We start from the raw sequence: 17,090 nt of genomic DNA on the forward strand, positions 1-17,090 counted from the left end.
TCAGGCAACGCCAGGCTAATAATCGTTTGTCCAGGGAATGCATGCAGGGTACAATCTTTAACCACTATAATACGTGCTGTGACCTGGCCGCCGTACCCGTTTGCTGGAGCTTTTGTCGTAAAGAATGATTGTTGATATCAGTATTATGTCGATGTGCATGGCCGTGCTGCTGATTATGAGCGTGCTGCTGAATTAAGAGGCTCCCGAACACAATGACACCCGCTCTCATCTGACCTTCACATTCGCGAGGAATAAAGGAGATTCAGAGGATTCGCGCCGCACGGCATTGTCCCGCCTGCCGCCGCCCTCTACTCTTTATGCACTTGCTTATCGAGGATAACCAGATGAAAAAAGCTCTCTTTGCGCTGTTCGCTATTGCTGCCGTGGCCGCCGCCAGCGCTTTTGCGGCTGATAAAACCGACGCTCCGACGCCCGCTGTCGACAACGGCGGCCGTCCTCCACTGGAGATGGGTCATGGTCCCCTGCCGCCGTTCCCGCCACCGTTTCCGCCGCGCAAGCCGGTGCTGTTTTCAGCAACGGTCGCGACCGATACGCCGGCGGAAACCATTAACAAACTAACCGCCCTGATCCCGACCGGTCAGGCGAAGCACTACGAAGTTCACGTGGAGGTGGTGCCGGTTGCGGAGGATGCCGACGGGCAATAGCCCTGGCGTGGGTACGCTGCCTGAGTCCTGCGATAATAAAAAAGCTGCCGCTTATCGCGGCAGCTTTTGTTAACTTGAATAAAACAGAATGCAGAGAATTAGCTGCGCACTTTACGGTAGATAAACAGCACAACCAGCGCACCGATTACCGCCACCACGAAGCTGCCGAAATTAAACCCGTCGACTTTGCCAAAACCAAAGAAGGTACTGATCCAGCCGCCGACCACGGCGCCGATGATCCCCAGAATAATGGTTACAATAAACCCGCCGCCGTCTTTCCCCGGCATAATCCACTTGGCTAAAATACCGGCAATAAGTCCAAAAATGATCCAGGAAAGAATACCCATGGTTAACCGTCCTCTTGTTACCTTTATGCATTTCGTATTGAAAAGAGTAGCATATATAACGAGATTGGATCGGTAATAATCTATTTATTAGATAATTTCTTGCCGCTGCGCGGTAGTGTTCTCACGCCATCTCTCGCGCTGCCAGGCCCTTTGCCGCTTATTACCTTGAAAAAAGGGAGGCTATTCGCCTCCCCCTTACGGTTTATATTACCGCGGTGGTTAGCCGCGATGAACAGCACAATCGCGACTGTTCGTCGAAGATTTCAATTTGCCAGACCTGATGGCGAGTCCCGACGTGCAGCGCTTTGCACACGCCCCGCACCCGGCCCCCACGCGCTGAACGGATGTGGTTGGCGTTAACCTCCAGCCCCACCACCTTCTGTTCGCCTTCGCTGCACAGATAACCCGCCACCGACCCCAGCGTCTCCGCCAGCACCACCGACGCCCCGCCGTGCAGCAGACCAAACGGCTGCTGGGTGCGGCCATCCACCGGCATGGTGGCCTCCAGCGTATCGTCGGTAAACGTCTCAAAGCGAATATCCAACAGCCCTACCATGTTTCCCTCACCGAGCCGGTTGAGCTGCTCCAGCGTGGTCTGACGTTTCCAAATCATCCGATTATCTCCAGTAACGCCTGCAGCGGGTGGCGAACGCCGCTGCCTTCAATGCGCTTCACCTGGCTGCGGCAGGAGTAGCCCGTCACCAGACAGCGGTTACGCGGCAGCCGCTGCATCGCCTGCTGCCAGGAGAGCGCGTAAATGGCCAGCGAGTTGGCATGGTTTTTCACTTCATGACCATAGGTGCCTGCCATCCCGCAGCACCCAACGCTGACGTTTTCCAGCTTCGCGCCGAAGTGGGCAAAAATCTCTGCCCACTGCTTTGTCGCCGCCGGCAGCGCGGTCACTTCCGTACAATGACCGAACAGGTACCAGGGCTCGCCGCCGAGATCGGGACGGGCGTCGGTCGGCAGGGCCTTCGGCAACCACTCATGCACCAGCATGACCTGGAAATCGCCGCGCTTGTCGCCGAGCGTTTGCTTATATTCATCGCGGTAGCAAAGCACCAGCGCCGGATCGACGCCGACCAGCGGCATACCCAGCTGCGCCACGCGGTTAAGGAAGTCTGCCGTTTTCTGCGCGGTGCGCGCGAAGCGGGTCAGGAATCCTTTAATATGCTGCGCCTTGCCGTTCGGCGAGAACGGCAGGAGCACCGGCTGATAGCCTAAGGCCTCGACCAGACGGATAAAGTCAGCCACCACCTGAGCGTCGTAATAGCTGGTGAAGGGATCCTGCACCACCAGCACCATCTTCGCCTTCTGCTCGTCGCTCAGCGCTTCGAGCTGCTCAAGGGTCATATTGGCGGAGCGGTGGCCGGCCATCTGCTGCTTCAGCGACGGCGCCGAGAGCAGCGGCAGATCGACCATCCCGATATGCTTCTCCGACAGCTTTTTCAGCCACGGCTGGTTAATGAAGAAGTTAAAGGTCTTCGGCGCCTGGGCCATCAGCGGCGCATAGGACTCCACCGACGCCACCAGATGATCCCGCACCGGACGCAGATAGCGGCTGTGATACAGTTGCAGGAAGCGCGAGCGGAACTCCGGGACATCGATTTTGATCGGGCACTGGGTCGAACAGGCTTTGCAGGCCAGACAGCCGGACATCGCCTCTTTGACCTCGTGCGAGAAGTCATATTCCCCTTTGCGCGCATGCCAGCTGTTACGGGTGCGCGCCACCAGCGAGCGCAGGCTAACGCCCTGCTCCGGCAGCGCCTTCTCCAGCTGATTGGGATCGACGCCGCGATCCGCCAGCAGGCGCAGCCATTCGCGGACCAGCGTCGCCCGCCCTTTCGGCGAGTGGATGCGCTGGTTGCTGACTTTCATCGACGGACACATCGGACTTTTTACGTCAAAGTTGAAGCACAACCCGTTGCCATTACACTCCATCGCCCCGCGCCAGCTGCTGCGCACCGCGATGGGGATCTGCCGATCCCAGGTGCCACGCTTCACCGCGTCGACTTTCATCATCGGCGCGTCGACTCCTTCCGGAGGACAGATTTTCCCTGGGTTCAGGCGGTTATCGGGATCGAAGACCGCTTTGATCTTCCTAAGTTCGCCGTACAGCGCCTCGCCAAAGAAGGCCGGGCTGTACTCTGCGCGGAAACCTTTGCCATGTTCCCCCCACAGCAGGCCGCCATACTTCGCCGTCAGCGCCACCACATCGTCGGAGATCTGCTTCATCAGCACCTCCTGCTGCGGATCGCACATGTCCAGCGCCGGGCGCACATGCAGCACCCCGGCGTCGACGTGGCCAAACATGCCGTAGCTCAGGCCGTGGCTGTCGAGCAGCGCGCGGAACTCGACGATATAATCCGCCAGGTGTTCGGGCGGGACACAGGTATCCTCGGCAAAGGGGATCGGCTTGGCGGCACCTTTAGCATTACCCAACAGGCCTACCGCCTTCTTGCGCATGGCATAGATGCGCTCCACGCCATCAAGATCGTGACAAACCTGCCAGCCGATGACTCCCGCCTCGCTGAGGGCCATCAGCTCGTCCAGCCGCTGGCACAGGGTGGTGACCTGCTGGTCAATCAGCGCCGCGTCATTCCCGGCGAATTCGACGATATTCAGCCCGAGCATCTCTTTATCCGGTACGTCGGTGATCAGTTCGTTCACCGAGTGCCAGACGATATCCTCGCGCGCCAGATTGAGGACCTTAGAGTCGACGGTCTCCACCGACAGGGCCTTGGCTTCCACCATAAAGGGTGCATTACGCAGCGCAGAGTCAAAGGAGTCATATTTGACGTTGACCAGCCGGCGCACCTTCGGCAGGCGGGTAATATCCAGCCGCGCTTCGGTGATAAACGCCAGCGTCCCTTCCGAACCGGTTAAAATTCGGGTCAGGTCGAACTCGCTCATCTCATCGTTAAAGACGTGGCGCAGATCGTATCCGGTGAGGAAGCGGTTGAGTTTGGGAAACTTATCCATGATCAGCTCGCGCTGCGCCTTGCAGCGCTGGTAGACCGTGTTGTAGATCCGGCCGATCGTCGAGGGCGTATTGCCCAGCGTCTCCGCCAGCGCCACCGGCACCGCCTGGGTATCGAGGATATCACCGCCCATCAGCACCGCCCGCAGGCCAAGCACGTGATCCGACGTCTTACCGTACACCAGCGATCCCTGTCCGGACGCGTCGGTGTTAATCATCCCGCCCAGGGTAGCGCGGTTGCTGGTGGAGAGCTCCGGGGAAAAGAAATAGCCATAGGGCTTGAGAAACTGATTCAGCTGATCTTTGATGACTCCGGCTTCAACGCGCACCCAACCCTCTTCGGGGTTGATTTCGATAATGCGGTTCATATAGCGGGACATATCGACGATAATTCCGCCGTTCAGCGCCTGGCCGTTAGTGCCGGTGCCGCCGCCGCGCGGGGTGAAGATCAGCGATTTAAAGCGTGGTTCGGCAGCGACGCGCGCCAGTAGCGCGACGTCTGCCGTGGAACGTGGAAAAAGGACCGCATCCGGCAGCAGCTGATAGACGCTGTTGTCGGTGGCCATCGTCAGCCTGTCGGCATAGCTGGTGGCGGTATCGCCGGTAAAACCCTGTTGCTCCAGTACCTGCAAAAAATTCAGCACCAGCTGAACTACCCCTGGCGCCTGAGAAATTTGTGGGATCATCACACTTGACCCTGCCTGACTATGTTGTGTTTGAAAATATTGTGTTGGTGCTAACTAAACGTTTGCGTAGCGCATTCAACTTTTTATCACATTTTTTTCATATGCGCCCACGTGTTTTCTGTGCAAAATCAGCCCGGCAAAATTATTGATATTATTATCAGTACATGGATTTACGCGGCGCCAGCTTTTTGGCGCGACTGGAAAGGTAAAATTTATCTATGATTAACCCCCATCAGCCTCGGGACATACCGCAAATACTGCTGTCGGTGCTGTTCCTGGCCCTGATTATCATATCCTGCCTGTGGGTTGTGCAGCCGTTTATTCTGTCCTTCGCCTGGGCCGGCACCGTGGTGATCGCCACCTGGCCGGTGCTGCTGCGTCTGCAGCGTGTGCTGTTCGGCAAACGGATGCTGGCGGTGCTGGCGATGACCCTGCTGCTGTTTTTGCTATTCGTTATTCCTATCGCTCTGCTGGTCAACAGCCTGGTGGATAACAGCGTTCCGCTGATCAAACTCATCAGCAGCGGAAATGTGACGCTGCCGGATTTCACCTGGCTCAACAGCGTGCCGCTGGTGGGCGATAAGCTCTACTCCGCCTGGCATGGCCTGCTGGATATGGGCGGCTCGGCGATTATGGCCAAGGTTCGCCCCTATATTGGCACCACTACCAGCTGGTTTGTCGGTCAGGCGGCGCACATCGGCAAGCTTCTGGTCTACTGCGGTTTGATGCTGCTGTTCAGCGCGTTGCTCTACTGGCGCGGTGAGCAGGTGGCCTACGGTTTCCGCTATTTCGCCACGCGCCTGGCGGCTAAACGCGGTGACGCCGCCGTGCTGCTGGCCGGCCAGGCCGTGCGCGCCGTGGCGCTGGGCGTGGTGGTGACAGCCCTCACCCAGGCGGTGCTGGGCGGTATCGGCCTTGCCATCTCCGGCGTGCCCTACGCCGCTCTGCTGACCGTGGTGATGATCTTTACCTGTCTGGTCCAGCTCGGGCCTTTGCTGGTTCTGGTGCCGTCGATTATCTGGCTTTACTGGAGCGGGGACACCACCTGGGGCACCGTGCTGCTGGTGTGGAGCTGCGTGGTCGGCACCATGGACAACGTTATCCGCCCGGTGCTTATCCGCATGGGCGCCGACCTGCCGATGATCCTCATTCTTACCGGCGTCATTGGCGGCCTGATCGCCTTCGGCATGATCGGTCTGTTTATCGGTCCGGTGCTGCTGGCCGTCTCCTGGCGCCTGTATGACGCCTGGGTGCACGAAGTGCCGCCGCCGCCGAAAGACCCCGACGTCGTGCTCGAAGAGCTCAGCGAGCTGGAGGCCGGGCGCAAGTAATGCATTGTCAGGCGGGGAGACCCGCCTGTTTCCCCGCCAGCACAATTGTTAAGCAAAATTTATTGATCGCCGGCTCAACGCCAGACTTGTAGGCCCCTCACCCGCGTTTCACCTCCCGGACCTTCACAACAATTTAACTATTGAGAGGAATCTGATCGACGGCAAAGGCCCCGCTGCCTACTATTAGCTCACGGTTATAAATCAACACCTTGATTTATAAGCATGGAAATCCCCTGAGTGAAACAACGAATTGCTGTGTGTAGTCTTTGCCCATCTCCCACGATGGGCTTTTTTTTGTCCTGCGCTCACGACACCTGGCGCTCTGACACAGGCAAAAAAAATCCCCGGCATCGCTGCCGGGGATCGGTGTTGTCAGGGCGAACTTATTTATTCAGTTCCGCCAGACCTAACCAGGTTTGCACCACGGTGTCCGGGTTGAGGGACAGGCTATCGATCCCCTCCTCCATCAGCCAGGCGGCAAAATCTTCATGGTCAGACGGCCCCTGGCCGCAGATGCCGACGTATTTACCCTGCTGCTTCGCGGCGCGGATCGCCATCGACAGCAGGGCTTTCACCGCGTCGTTGCGTTCATCAAACAGCTCAGAGACCACGCCGGAGTCGCGGTCCAGACCGAGCGCCAGCTGGGTCATGTCGTTCGAACCGATGGAGAAGCCGTCGAAGTATTCGAGGAACTGCTCCGCCAGCAATGCGTTCGACGGGATCTCGCACATCATGATGATCTTCAGCCCGTTCTCGCCGCGCTTCAGCCCCTGACGCTCCAGCTCTTCGACCACCGCTTTCGCCTGGGCAACGGTACGGACGAACGGCACCATCACTTCAACGTTGGTCAGCCCCATGTCGTTACGCACGCGCTTCATGGCTTCACATTCCAGCGCGAAGCAGTCGCGGAAGCTTTCGGAAACGTAGCGTCCGGCACCGCGGAAGCCGAGCATCGGGTTCTCTTCTTCCGGCTCATAGCGCTCGCCGCCTACCAGGTTGGCGTATTCGTTCGACTTGAAGTCCGACAGACGCACGATCACCCGTTTCGGATAGAAAGCGGCACCGAGGGTGGCGATCCCTTCGGTCAGGCGGCCAACGTAGAACTCTCTCGGCGAATCGTAGCCTTTCATCAGCTCGCGGATTTCGTTCTGCAGGCCCGGCTCCTGGTCGTCAAACTCCAGCAGCGCGCGCGGGTGCACGCCAATCATGCGGTTGATGATAAACTCCAGCCGCGCCAGACCCACGCCTTCGTTCGGCAGGCAGGCGAAGTCGAAGGCGCGATCCGGGTTGCCGACGTTCATCATCACCTTCAGCGGCAGATCCGGCATGTCGCCGACGCTGGAGCTCTTGACGCTGAAGTCGAGCAGCTCGGCGTAGACATAGCCGGTATCGCCTTCGGCGCAGGAGACGGTCACGTTCTGGTTTTCCTGAATGCGATCGGTGGCATCGCCGCAGCCGACCACCGCCGGAATACCCAGCTCACGGGCGATGATAGCCGCGTGGCAGGTACGGCCGCCGCGGTTGGTGACGATCGCCGAGGCTTTCTTCATGATCGGTTCCCAGTCCGGGTCGGTCATATCGGTAACCAGCACGTCGCCCGGCTCAATGCGGTTCATCTCGCTGATATCGTGGATCACCTTCACCGGACCGGCGCCAATGCGATGGCCGATGGCGCGCCCTTCGGCGATGATCTGCCCCTGAGCGTGGAGGGTATAACGCTCCATCACCTGGCCGCGGGAACGCACGGTTTCCGGACGCGCCTGGACGATAAACAGCTTACCGGTGTGGCCATCTTTCGCCCACTCGATATCCATCGGACGGCCGTAGTGCTTCTCGATCTGCACCGCCTGCTTCGCCAGCTCCTGCACCTCCTCGTTGGTTAACGAGAAGATATCGCGCTGCGCCTGCGGCACATCTTCGATACGCACCTGCTTGCCGTGCTCCTGGGTCGGCGCGTAAACCATGCGGATCTTTTTCGAGCCCATGGTGCGGCGCACGATCGCCGGGCGGCCAGCGGCCAGCGTCGGTTTGTGGACGTAGAATTCGTCCGGGTTCACCGCGCCCTGCACCACCATCTCGCCCAGACCCCACGCCGAGGTGATAAACACCACCTGGTCAAAGCCGGATTCGGTATCGATGGAGAACATGACGCCGGAGGAGGCCAGATCGGAGCGGACCATCCTCTGCACCCCGGCGGAGAGCGCCACGCCGCGATGATCGTAACCCTGATGCACGCGATAGGAGATCGCGCGATCGTTAAACAGTGAAGCAAATACGTGCTTCACGGCAACGAGCACGGCGTCAAAGCCCTGCACGTTGAGGAATGTCTCTTGCTGCCCGGCGAAGGAGGCGTCCGGCATATCTTCCGCGGTGGCGGAAGAGCGCACGGCGAATGAGGCCTCGGCGTCATCGGCGGACAGCAGGTCATAAGCATCGCGAATCGCGTTTTCCAGTTCGCTCTGGAAGGGGGTATCGATGATCCACTGTCGGATCTGCGCGCCCGCTTTCGCTAATGCGGAAACGTCGTCAATGTCGGTTTCATCCAGCAGCGCATAGATGCGCTGGTTAACACCGCTTTGGTCCAGGAACTGGTTGAAAGCATCAGCGGTGGTGGCAAACCCGTTAGGTACGGAAACACCCATACCGGACAGATTCGTAATCATTTCACCAAGGGAGGCATTTTTGCCCCCAACTCTGTCTACATCATTCATGCCGAGTTGGTTATACCAAAGCACCAGCGGTGACGAGCCATTGTTGGACATCGAGACAATCCTTTTGTGATTTAATACCAGTGAAAAAAATTTCACGATCGACTGCAAGATTATCCTGACATATTTATGGTGCTGAAAAAAACGGTGAATCGTTCAAGCAAATTATTTTTTCTTTTTTCGGACTGTTCCTCTGATATAGATAACTTGATGATTTTTAGGAATTATGACGAGAAACGCTGGAAATAACGGCAAAAAAAAGAAAATGAACCACCCTTTTCATAAAAAACAAAAATAGTGTTTCAATTTTAACAAGAGACAAATCAAACAGGGATATGCTTAAATTTAATATCCGCTTTCAGGCAATTAAACTCATTATACCGGATGGTCAAAATGGAAAGTGCTGTAGATCGCCACGTATTTTATATTTCTGACGGTACCGCCATTACGGCGGAGGTGCTGGGACATGCCGTCATGTCGCAATTCCCGGTCGCCATCAGCAGCGTGACCCTGCCGTTTGTGGAAAATATCAGCCGTGCGCGGGCGGTGAAAGAGCAGATTGACGCGATTTATCAGCAAACGGGCATCCGCCCGCTGGTGTTCTATTCCATCGTCATTCCGGAGATCCGCGATATCATTCTGCAAAGCGAGGGCTTTTGTCAGGATATCGTTCAGGCGCTGGTGGCCCCGCTGCAGCAGGAGCTCAACCTCGACCCGACCCCGGTGGCGCACCGCACCCACGGCCTGAACCCCGGGAACCTGATCAAATACGATGCGCGTATCGCCGCCATCGATTACACCCTCGCCCATGACGATGGCATCTCGCTGCGCAACCTTGACCAGGCGCAGGTGATCCTCCTCGGCGTGTCGCGCTGCGGCAAGACGCCCACCAGTCTGTACCTCGCCATGCAGTACGGCATTCGCGCCGCCAACTATCCGTTTATCGCCGACGATATGGACAATCTGGTTCTGCCGGCCTCGCTGAAACCCCTGCAGCATAAGATGTTCGGCCTGACCATCAATCCGGAACGTCTGGCGGCGATCCGCGAGGAGCGCCGGGAGAACAGCCGCTACGCCTCGCTGCGCCAGTGTCGGATGGAAGTGACCGAAGTGGAGGCGCTGTATCGCAAGAATAAAATCCCCTGCCTGAACAGCACCAACTATTCCGTTGAGGAAATAGCGACAAAAATCATGGACATCATGGGGCTGAATCGCAGGATGTACTAATACACTAGTACATTATTAAAAATTTGTTTATGCTATCACCCGTGGCCTATACAGGATCATGCCCTGCTCTTGCAATAAGCAGGGATTGGTTTATCGTGATGCGCATCACTTCCCGGCATTTTCGCTGGCGAAGAAACAGATTTTTGAGACCCCAATGAATAAAACAGACGAATTGCGTACCGCGCGCATTGAAAGCCTGGTAACGCCCGCGGAGCTGGCCCAGCGCCATCCCGTTACGGCCGACGTGGCCGCCCACGTCTCGGCCTCCCGTCGCCGAATTGAAAAAATCCTCAACGGCGAAGACCGCCGCCTGCTGGTGATTATCGGCCCCTGCTCCATTCACGACACCGACGCGGCGATGGAGTATGCCCGCCGCCTGCAGACCATGCGCGAGCGCTACCAGCCGCAGCTGGAGATCGTGATGCGCACCTACTTTGAAAAACCCCGTACTGTGGTGGGCTGGAAAGGCTTAATCTCCGATCCGGATCTCAACGGCAGCTACCGGGTCAACCACGGGATTGAGCTGGCACGGCGCCTGCTGCTGCAGGTCAATGAGCTGGGGGTGCCGACGGCCACCGAGTTTCTCGATATGGTGACCGGTCAGTTTATCGCCGATCTCATCAGCTGGGGAGCCATCGGGGCGCGCACCACTGAAAGTCAGATCCACCGTGAAATGGCTTCGGCGCTCTCCTGCCCGGTCGGGTTTAAAAACGGCACCGACGGCAATACGCGCATCGCCGTGGACGCCATCCGCGCCTCCCGCGCCAGCCATATGTTCCTCTCCCCGGACAAGCAGGGGCAGATGACGATTTACCAGACCAGCGGCAACCCGTTCGGGCATATCATTATGCGCGGCGGCAAACGGCCGAACTATCACGCCGAGGACATCGCCGCCGCCGGCGAGGCGCTGCGGGAATTCGATCTGCCGGAGCAGCTGGTGGTCGACTTCAGCCATGGCAACTGCCAGAAGCAGCATCGCCGTCAGCTGGAGGTGTGCGCCGATATCTGTCAGCAAATTCGCGCGGGCTCTACCGCCATCGCCGGCATTATGGCGGAGAGCTTCCTGCAGGAAGGGACCCAGAAAGTGGTTCCCGGCCAGCCGCTGGCCTGGGGCCAGTCGATCACCGATCCCTGCCTGAGCTGGGAAGACAGCGAACGTTTATTGAGTGAGCTGGCGGCCGCCACGGCCACCCGTCTGTGACCGCTCCGCCCGCCGCGCATGCGGTGGGCGCCCCCCTTCTGACATTCCCTACCAAATTCGGTAACACGAGAAATAACGCTTGCCGTCAAAAACAACATTATTGATAATGATTATCATTGTTGCTTTGATTTTTATTTTGAGAGCTATGACGCGTATGGATAACACTGCCACAGCTGAAAAACCAAAAGACAATGCCCCCTATCCCGTGGCGACGGACAGACAGATCAGCAGTCGGGTTCTGTTAGGCAGCGAAGGCCGGGTAGTCATTGAGCATGGCGGCCAGCGCTATCTGCTGCGCCAGACCCACGCCGGGAAGTTAATCCTGACCAAATAGTCGCCCCGCGGTGCGCGGGGCGAGGCGAGTTAGCTCGAGCAGCTGACTTCCAGACGTTTCCCCCAGTCCGGCGGCCGGCGGACGTAGTCGTCCTCGCGATCGGTGAAGGGATCGGCCAGCGCGGCATGCAGACGCTCCAGCTCCCCCATATCGCCAGCCTCAGCCTGCTCGATGGCCCGCTGCGCCAGCCAGTTACGTAATACCAGCGCCGGGTTGACCCCCTGCATCCGCTGCTGGCGCTGGGCATCCCCCACCTGTTCATCACGCAGCCGCGCGCGATATCCGGCGAACCAGCTGTCGAAAGCTGCACGGTCGATAAACTCGTCGCGCAGCGGCGAGGCGGCGCTGAGCTGTTCGCTGTGGCTCAGCAGGCGGAACGTTCGGGTATAGTCGCTTCTCTCGCGGATCATCAGGGCAAACAGACCGTCGAGCAGTTCGTTATCCCCTTTCTGCTGGCTGAACAGGCCAAGCTTGTCGCGCATCCGCTGGCCATAGGCGGTCAGCAAGGCGTGCTGATACTCATCCAGCGTCGCATTCAGCGCTTCGGCGCTGATAAACGGCGACAGCGACTGGGCCAGACGCTGCAGATTCCACAGCCCCACCGCCGGCTGGTTTTCAAAACTGTAGCGCCCCTGATAGTCGGAATGGTTGCAGATGAAGTCCGGCTGAAAATCGTCAAGGAAGCCATACGGGCCGTAGTCGATGGTCAAACCGAGAATCGACATGTTGTCGGTATTCATCACCCCATGGGCAAAGCCCACGGTTTGCCAGCTGGCGATGGTCTGCGCGGTACGCGTGACAACGTCACGGAACCATAACAGGTACTTGTCCGCCTCATCCTGCAGCTGCGGCCAGTGGTGGCGAATGACATAGTCGGCCAGCTGCTGGACCTTCTGCGGCTCGCGACGATAGTAAAAATGTTCGAAATGGCCAAAGCGGACATGGCTCTCGGCCACCCGCATCAGCATCGCGCCAGGCTCCACGCGCTCGCGGTAGACCGGCGTATCGCTGGTCACCATCGCCAGGGCGCGCGTCGTCGGGATCCCCAGGGCGTTCATCGCCTCTGACGCCAGACTCTCCCGGATCGTCGAGCGCAGCACGGCGCGGCCGTCTCCCATCCGCGAATAGGGGGTCAGGCCGGCGCCTTTCAGATGCCAGTCGTAACGACGGCCATCCGCCAGCTGCTGCTCGCCGAGCAGGATCCCGCGGCCGTCGCCCAGCTGGCCGGCCCAGGCGCCAAACTGATGGCCGCTGTATACCTGCGCCAGCGGGGACATGCCCGGGAGCAGCGCTTCCCCGCCCCAGACGCCGGCCCCGCTTTCAGGCGCAAACAGCGCGTCAGGGACGCCCAGCTGTTGCGCCAGCGGGGCGTTGCGCCAGATGAGTCGGGCGTTATCCAGCGGCGTTGGTGACAGGGAAGTGTAAAAGTCCGGCAGTTCATCCCGCCAGTGGGTGGTAAAAGAAAGGGTCATGGTTCCTCCTCTCTCCAGTGTAGTGCCTGGAACAGCGGATTAACACGGGCGGAGTGCAGGGTTATCGGCATAAAAAAGGGAAGCGCTCGCTTCCCTCAGGCCGCTGAATGACGTCAGATACGCCGCGCCTGCCAGAACTTTTTGTTCCAGTAGACGTTATCCAGCGAGGAACGGGTGACGCCCTGACTGGTGGAGGCATGTATAAACTGGTTATCGGTATCGTAGATGCCGACGTGCAGGCCGCTTTCGCCTGAGCCGGTTTTGAAGAACACCAGATCGCCAGGCAGCAGATCGCGCTTATCAATCCGGGTACCGATTTCCGCCTGCTCGCGGGTTTCGCGCGGCAGCTGGAGGGCAAATTTATCGCGAAACGTGCGCACCACAAAGCCGGAGCAGTCGACGCCGCGCGGCGTCATGCCGCCGTAGCGATACGGTGCGCCGCGCCAGCTGCGCAGCTGCTCGTTCAGATTCGCCACCACCGTAATGGAGTCAGCCAGCCGAGGATTCGGCGGCGGTGCCCGATGGCTGCTGCAGCCGGCTAAAATTAACACCGCTGCCAACATGAACCAGAAGCGCATTTCAGATGATCCCTCTGTCCCTAGTCTCTTTATCGCAATAATTTAGCTTGTTTATCAATATAGTGACAAGATAACTGCGTGCTACTGTGACGCGATGAGCATAATATGACCGGCCACCTCCACGCGCTGGAACGGGATCGCATAGGCGGCGGTTAAATTTTCCTCATTCAGCACCTCGGCGGTCTCCCCGCAGGCGATGGCTTCCCCCTGGCAGAGCAGCCAGCTCTGTCCGGCATGGCGCAAAGTGTGGTTGAGATCGTGACTGCTCATCACCACCGCAATTCCCGCCGCGCTTAGCTCGCGTAACAGCCGATCCAGCGCCGCCTGCTGGGCCACATCCAGACTGTTCATCGGCTCATCCAGCAGCAGCAGTTGACCCATGGGATTGCTTAAGGGATCGATCTGCAGGATCACTGCCGCCAGCCGCACGCGCTGCCACTCGCCGCCCGACAGCTGATTGACCGGACGGCCCAGCTTATTGTCCAGACCAAGCCGGGCCGCGATATCGCTCAGACGGGCGCTATCACCCTGCTGCTGCATATGCAGCGCCAGGTAGTGCCACACCGGCATGGCGAACGGCGGAGTCTGGTGTTGACACAGATATCCGCGACGGCGCGCCAGCTCCGTCGCCGGCCACTCGTCAAGCCGTCGTCCGTTAAAATGAATCGTACCGGGGCCGTCGGACAGTCCCGCCATGCGGGCCAGCAGCGTGCTCTTCCCTGCGCCGTTAGGCCCCACCAGGTGGACGATCTCCCCGGCGCGAAAGGCCGCAGAAAACGGGGCCAAACGCCCCGCCGCTTCTACATCCTGTAGCTGCATCAGAAACGACATTATTTCGCCAGCGCTCCTTTAATCGCCGCCACCAGCTGCGGATCGTCCGGCGTCATGTCCGGAGAGAAGCGCTGAATGACGTTGCCCTGGCGATCGACGAGGAATTTTTCGAAATTCCACAGAATGTCGTCCACGTACAGCGGCGCCCGGCCCTTGCTGGCCATCCGCTCATAAAAACCGCTGCCTTCCGGGGCCACCGCCTTCGGCGCGGCGGCAACCAGCTTTTGATAGAGCGGCGCGCGATGTTCGCCGTTGACGTCAATCTTGCTGAACAGCGGGAAGGTGACGCCGTAGGTGGTGCTGCAGAAGGTCTTAATCTCTTCTTCACTGCCCGGCTCCTGGCCGAGGAACTGGTTGCAGGGGAAGCCCAGGACGCTGAAGCCCTCGCCGGCAAACTGCTTTTGCAGGTCCTCCAGTTGCTCGTACTGCGGCGTCAGGCCGCATTTGGAGGCCACATTGACGATCAGCAGTACCTTGCCGGCAAAGGATGCCAGGGTGGTTTTCTCGCCATCAATGGTCGTCACTTCGGTATTCAGAATGTCATGTTGCATAGCCTGTCCTCAATGGATAAACCGGTTTCCGGTGAAGGTGATCCCTATCTACTGTAGCGGATTCAGCGCCCGCCATTCTACTGCCAATCCCCGCGAGTTGTCGCATGATGTAACAGCGCTTCGCTGCCCGTCGGCAACATGAAATCCTCTCAATTGGGCAGGCAACCATTTCCGTGTACAGTGTTCCATGAATGTAATATGGTTTTGTTACTTGTTAATTTAAGAGAGTTTTATTGATGAAGAAGTTGTTTAGCCTGGCGTTAATCGCCGCCTCTGTCGCCCTGCTGAGCGCCTGCTCTCCGGATGAAGATAATAAAGTGAAAGTCGCTATCAATACCGGGCCGGACGAAGCCATCTGGAAAGTAGTGGAGCAGGTAGCGAAGGATAAATATCACCTCGACGTCGAAGTGGTCTCCTTCAATGATTACGTGCTGCCTAACGAAGCGCTGAACAACAAAGATGTGGATGCCAACGCCTTCCAGACCCTGCCTTACCTTGAGGCGCAGTCGAAGGAGCGCGGCTATAAATTCGCGGTGGTGGGTAAAACCTTTGTCTTCCCTATCGCCGCCTATTCACATCGTATCAAAAATATCAGCGAGCTCCCTGAGGGGGCGACAGTGACCATCTCTAATGAAACCACCACCCTGGGCCGCAGCCTGCTGCTGCTGCAGGCGCAGGGACTGCTCAAGCTGAAACCGGGCGTCGGCTATTTACCCACCACGCTGGATATCATCGACAACCCAAAACAGCTGAAAATTGTGGAGGTGGATACCCCGCAGCTGACTCGTACTCTGGATGACCCGAACGTCAGCCTGTCAATCATTAACACCAACTTCTCCGCCCAGGCTGGCCTGTCGGCCGCCCGCGACGGCCTGTTCATGGAGGGACCGGATTCCCCTTACGTGAATGCGATCGTCGCCCGCGAGGATAACAAGGACAGCAAGAAAATTCAGGAACTGAAAGCCGCCTTCCAGACCAGTGAAGTCGCGGAAAAAGCGAAGGAAGTCTACAAAGGCGACGCGATCAAAGGCTGGTAAGCCCGAGCCGGCGCCGTCCCTGCAGACGGCGTCGCGCTATCCCCGTCACCGCGAGCGCAGCAGCAACCAGATAAAGACCGGCGCGCCCAGCGTCGCCGTCACCACGCCAATCGGCAGCTCAGCGGCGGAAAGCGCCAGCCGGGCGATAATATCCGCCCCCAGCAAAGCGCTTGCCCCCGCCAGCATGCAGGCCGGGAGCAACACCCGGTGATCGCTCAAGCCGCATAGCCGCAGAATGTGCGGGATCACCAGGCCGATAAAGCCAATCGCCCCCGCCAGCGCCACGCTCACGCCGACCATCCAGCCGGTCGCCACCACCAGCAGCTTGCGCCACAGCCACAGCGGCAGCCCGAGCTGACGGGCGGAGACTTCGCCCAGCGCCAGTAAATTCAGGGGTTGTGACTGCAGACAGACCCAGCAGAGCACCGGCAGGAGGGCTATCATCAGCCACAGCTGCTGCCAGTCGACGCCGCCAAACCCGCCCATCATCCAGTACATCAGCTGCCGCAGGTCAAAAGAGGTGGAGAAGTACACCGCCCAGGTCATCAGGGCGCTGCAGATGATGCCAAGCGCCACCCCCGCCAGCAGCAGACGGCTGGTGGAAAGATGGCGGCGGGCGAAACGCAGCAGAATAAAGGTGATCAGCAGCGCGCCGAGGATCGCGCACAGCCCAAGCGCCCAGCCTGGTAACAGGCCTTTGCCCAACAGGACGGCGGCAATCAGCCCGACGCCCGCGCCGTTGGAGACGCCCAGCAGACCCGGTTCCGCCAGCGGATTTTCAAACAGCGCCTGCATTATCGCCCCGGAGAGCGCCAGCGCCGCCCCCACCAGCAACACCGCCAGGGTCCGAGGCAGGCGGATCTGCCAGATAAACAGCTGCCCCTTGGCACTGAACCACTCGCCGGGCGGGATCCATTGATCCCCCGCGCACAGACTGATCAGCAGGGTGACCAGCAGCAACAGCGTTAAACCAAAGAGCCAACGCCGGCTGCGGCGCTGTTGGAGATGGGCGAGAGTCAGCATAGATTCCATTACGTACTGGGAACAAGAGGCTGATTTTACGGTGGCTGTCGCGGTGAGAAAAGGAAAACCTCACAGCCAAACGTCGACGCGGAGGAGGCTCCCCCGCGTCGACCATCCCG

At 58.9% G+C, this 17,090-nt stretch carries 16 protein-coding genes and 1 other RNA gene; 8 read left to right on the top strand and 9 right to left on the bottom strand.

All coding sequences use genetic code 11. The annotated features are described in order from the left end of the window. Positions 1-344: 344 nt before the first annotated feature. Entirely contained in the window at positions 345-665 is a 321-nt protein-coding gene (locus ABLU73_RS18650) for a hypothetical protein (protein ID WP_004203108.1), read from the top strand. Positions 666-763: 98 nt separating this feature from the next. On the opposite strand, the gene ABLU73_RS18655 is transcribed toward ABLU73_RS18650, so the two are convergent. From ABLU73_RS18655 to ABLU73_RS18665, 3 genes are all read right to left on the bottom strand, one after another. Next, positions 764-1,012 (bottom strand): GlsB/YeaQ/YmgE family stress response membrane protein, encoded by a 249-nt coding sequence (locus ABLU73_RS18655; RefSeq protein WP_004203110.1) that lies wholly within the window; start codon positions 1,010-1,012, stop codon positions 764-766. 202 nt (positions 1,013-1,214) lie between these two features. Further along, positions 1,215-1,625, bottom strand: a complete 411-nt coding sequence (menI, locus tag ABLU73_RS18660; protein WP_004203111.1) for a 1,4-dihydroxy-2-naphthoyl-CoA hydrolase — start codon at positions 1,623-1,625, stop codon at positions 1,215-1,217. Continuing rightward, positions 1,622-4,678: an FAD-binding and (Fe-S)-binding domain-containing protein gene (locus ABLU73_RS18665; RefSeq protein ID WP_080841570.1), complete on the bottom strand. Its 3,057-nt coding sequence runs from the start codon at positions 4,676-4,678 to the stop codon at positions 1,622-1,624. The genes menI and ABLU73_RS18665 overlap by 4 nt, the downstream gene beginning before the upstream one ends. Positions 4,679-4,896: 218 nt before the next feature. On the opposite strand from ABLU73_RS18665, the gene ydiK reads away from it, so the two are divergent. Next, positions 4,897-6,009 (top strand): AI-2E family transporter YdiK, encoded by a 1,113-nt coding sequence (gene ydiK / locus ABLU73_RS18670; protein WP_049092301.1) that lies wholly within the window; start codon positions 4,897-4,899, stop codon positions 6,007-6,009. Positions 6,010-6,199: 190 nt separating this feature from the next. Next, an RNA gene (gene rprA, locus ABLU73_RS18675) (antisense sRNA RprA) lies at positions 6,200-6,307 on the top strand. Between the two features lie 85 nt (positions 6,308-6,392). Here the strand turns inward: rprA and ppsA are convergent. After that, entirely contained in the window at positions 6,393-8,771 is a 2,379-nt protein-coding gene (ppsA, locus tag ABLU73_RS18680) for a phosphoenolpyruvate synthase (RefSeq protein WP_004203115.1), read from the bottom strand. Between the two features lie 75 nt (positions 8,772-8,846). Here ppsA and ABLU73_RS18685 point away from each other — a divergent pair, with 75 nt between their 5' ends. The 4 genes from ABLU73_RS18685 to hemP all read left to right on the top strand — a co-directional run bounded on the left by ABLU73_RS18685 (position 8,847) and on the right by hemP (position 11,479). Then, the gene (locus ABLU73_RS18685) at positions 8,847-8,966 is read left to right on the top strand and encodes a hypothetical protein (protein ID WP_004203117.1); all 120 of its coding nucleotides are present in this window, start codon (positions 8,847-8,849) and stop codon (positions 8,964-8,966) included. A 144-nt stretch (positions 8,967-9,110) separates the two neighbouring features. Then, on the top strand, positions 9,111-9,944 hold the full coding sequence (locus ABLU73_RS18690) for a pyruvate, water dikinase regulatory protein (protein WP_002909061.1): 834 nt from the start codon (positions 9,111-9,113) through the stop codon (positions 9,942-9,944). A 154-nt stretch (positions 9,945-10,098) separates the two neighbouring features. Then, positions 10,099-11,145, top strand: a complete 1,047-nt coding sequence (aroH, locus tag ABLU73_RS18695; RefSeq protein ID WP_004203118.1) for a 3-deoxy-7-phosphoheptulonate synthase AroH — start codon at positions 10,099-10,101, stop codon at positions 11,143-11,145. Positions 11,146-11,299: 154 nt separating this feature from the next. Next, on the top strand, positions 11,300-11,479 hold the full coding sequence (gene hemP, locus ABLU73_RS18700) for a hemin uptake protein HemP (protein ID WP_023290103.1): 180 nt from the start codon (positions 11,300-11,302) through the stop codon (positions 11,477-11,479). A 29-nt stretch (positions 11,480-11,508) separates the two neighbouring features. Here the strand turns inward: hemP and selO are convergent, their stop codons facing one another. The 4 genes from selO to ABLU73_RS18720 all read right to left on the bottom strand — a co-directional run bounded on the left by selO (position 11,509) and on the right by ABLU73_RS18720 (position 14,911). After that, on the bottom strand, positions 11,509-12,951 hold the full coding sequence (selO, locus tag ABLU73_RS18705; protein ID WP_348850346.1) for a protein adenylyltransferase SelO: 1,443 nt from the start codon (positions 12,949-12,951) through the stop codon (positions 11,509-11,511). A gap of 113 nt (positions 12,952-13,064) precedes the next feature. Next, the gene (locus ABLU73_RS18710; RefSeq protein WP_044612762.1) at positions 13,065-13,529 is read right to left on the bottom strand and encodes an NlpC/P60 family protein; all 465 of its coding nucleotides are present in this window, start codon (positions 13,527-13,529) and stop codon (positions 13,065-13,067) included. An 81-nt stretch (positions 13,530-13,610) separates the two neighbouring features. Then, positions 13,611-14,360, bottom strand: coding sequence for a vitamin B12 ABC transporter ATP-binding protein BtuD (gene btuD / locus ABLU73_RS18715; protein WP_043519798.1), 750 nt, complete (start codon positions 14,358-14,360; stop codon positions 13,611-13,613). Next, a complete protein-coding gene (locus tag ABLU73_RS18720; protein WP_004203124.1) occupies positions 14,360-14,911 on the bottom strand; it encodes a glutathione peroxidase in 552 nt (183 codons plus the stop codon). The genes btuD and ABLU73_RS18720 overlap by 1 nt, the downstream gene beginning before the upstream one ends. A 236-nt stretch (positions 14,912-15,147) precedes the next feature. Between ABLU73_RS18720 and ABLU73_RS18725 the strand changes: the two genes are divergently transcribed. After that, on the top strand, positions 15,148-15,948 hold the full coding sequence (locus ABLU73_RS18725) for a MetQ/NlpA family lipoprotein (protein ID WP_004203125.1): 801 nt from the start codon (positions 15,148-15,150) through the stop codon (positions 15,946-15,948). A gap of 45 nt (positions 15,949-15,993) precedes the next feature. Here the strand turns inward: ABLU73_RS18725 and btuC are convergent, their stop codons facing one another. Beyond that, a complete protein-coding gene (btuC, locus tag ABLU73_RS18730) occupies positions 15,994-16,971 on the bottom strand; it encodes a vitamin B12 ABC transporter permease BtuC (RefSeq protein ID WP_004203127.1) in 978 nt (325 codons plus the stop codon). Positions 16,972-17,090 lie beyond the last annotated feature (119 nt).

Source organism: Klebsiella sp. GG_Kp175 (genome assembly GCF_040062325.1).
Classification (GTDB): Bacteria; Pseudomonadota; Gammaproteobacteria; order Enterobacterales; family Enterobacteriaceae; genus Klebsiella; species Klebsiella quasipneumoniae.

What these genes read in the sequence shown, in the direction of transcription:
- ABLU73_RS18685 (WP_004203117.1), top strand. Translation starts at nt 8,847, where the DNA reads ATGGTGCTGAAAAAAACGGTGAATCGTTCAAGCAAATTATTTTTTCTT.
- btuD (WP_043519798.1), bottom strand. Translation starts at nt 14,360, where the DNA reads ATGTCGTTTCTGATGCAGCTACAGGATGTAGAAGCGGCGGGGCGTTTG.
- ydiK (WP_049092301.1), top strand. Translation starts at nt 4,897, where the DNA reads ATGATTAACCCCCATCAGCCTCGGGACATACCGCAAATACTGCTGTCG.
- menI (WP_004203111.1), bottom strand. Translation starts at nt 1,625, where the DNA reads ATGATTTGGAAACGTCAGACCACGCTGGAGCAGCTCAACCGGCTCGGT.
- selO (WP_348850346.1), bottom strand. Translation starts at nt 12,951, where the DNA reads ATGACCCTTTCTTTTACCACCCACTGGCGGGATGAACTGCCGGACTTT.
- ABLU73_RS18710 (WP_044612762.1), bottom strand. Translation starts at nt 13,529, where the DNA reads ATGCGCTTCTGGTTCATGTTGGCAGCGGTGTTAATTTTAGCCGGCTGC.
- ABLU73_RS18650 (WP_004203108.1), top strand. Translation starts at nt 345, where the DNA reads ATGAAAAAAGCTCTCTTTGCGCTGTTCGCTATTGCTGCCGTGGCCGCC.
- aroH (WP_004203118.1), top strand. Translation starts at nt 10,099, where the DNA reads ATGAATAAAACAGACGAATTGCGTACCGCGCGCATTGAAAGCCTGGTA.
- ABLU73_RS18690 (WP_002909061.1), top strand. Translation starts at nt 9,111, where the DNA reads ATGGAAAGTGCTGTAGATCGCCACGTATTTTATATTTCTGACGGTACC.
- ABLU73_RS18655 (WP_004203110.1), bottom strand. Translation starts at nt 1,012, where the DNA reads ATGGGTATTCTTTCCTGGATCATTTTTGGACTTATTGCCGGTATTTTA.
- ABLU73_RS18720 (WP_004203124.1), bottom strand. Translation starts at nt 14,911, where the DNA reads ATGCAACATGACATTCTGAATACCGAAGTGACGACCATTGATGGCGAG.
- ABLU73_RS18725 (WP_004203125.1), top strand. Translation starts at nt 15,148, where the DNA reads ATGAAGAAGTTGTTTAGCCTGGCGTTAATCGCCGCCTCTGTCGCCCTG.
- hemP (WP_023290103.1), top strand. Translation starts at nt 11,300, where the DNA reads ATGGATAACACTGCCACAGCTGAAAAACCAAAAGACAATGCCCCCTAT.
- ABLU73_RS18665 (WP_080841570.1), bottom strand. Translation starts at nt 4,678, where the DNA reads ATGATCCCACAAATTTCTCAGGCGCCAGGGGTAGTTCAGCTGGTGCTG.
- btuC (WP_004203127.1), bottom strand. Translation starts at nt 16,971, where the DNA reads ATGCTGACTCTCGCCCATCTCCAACAGCGCCGCAGCCGGCGTTGGCTC.
- ppsA (WP_004203115.1), bottom strand. Translation starts at nt 8,771, where the DNA reads ATGTCCAACAATGGCTCGTCACCGCTGGTGCTTTGGTATAACCAACTC.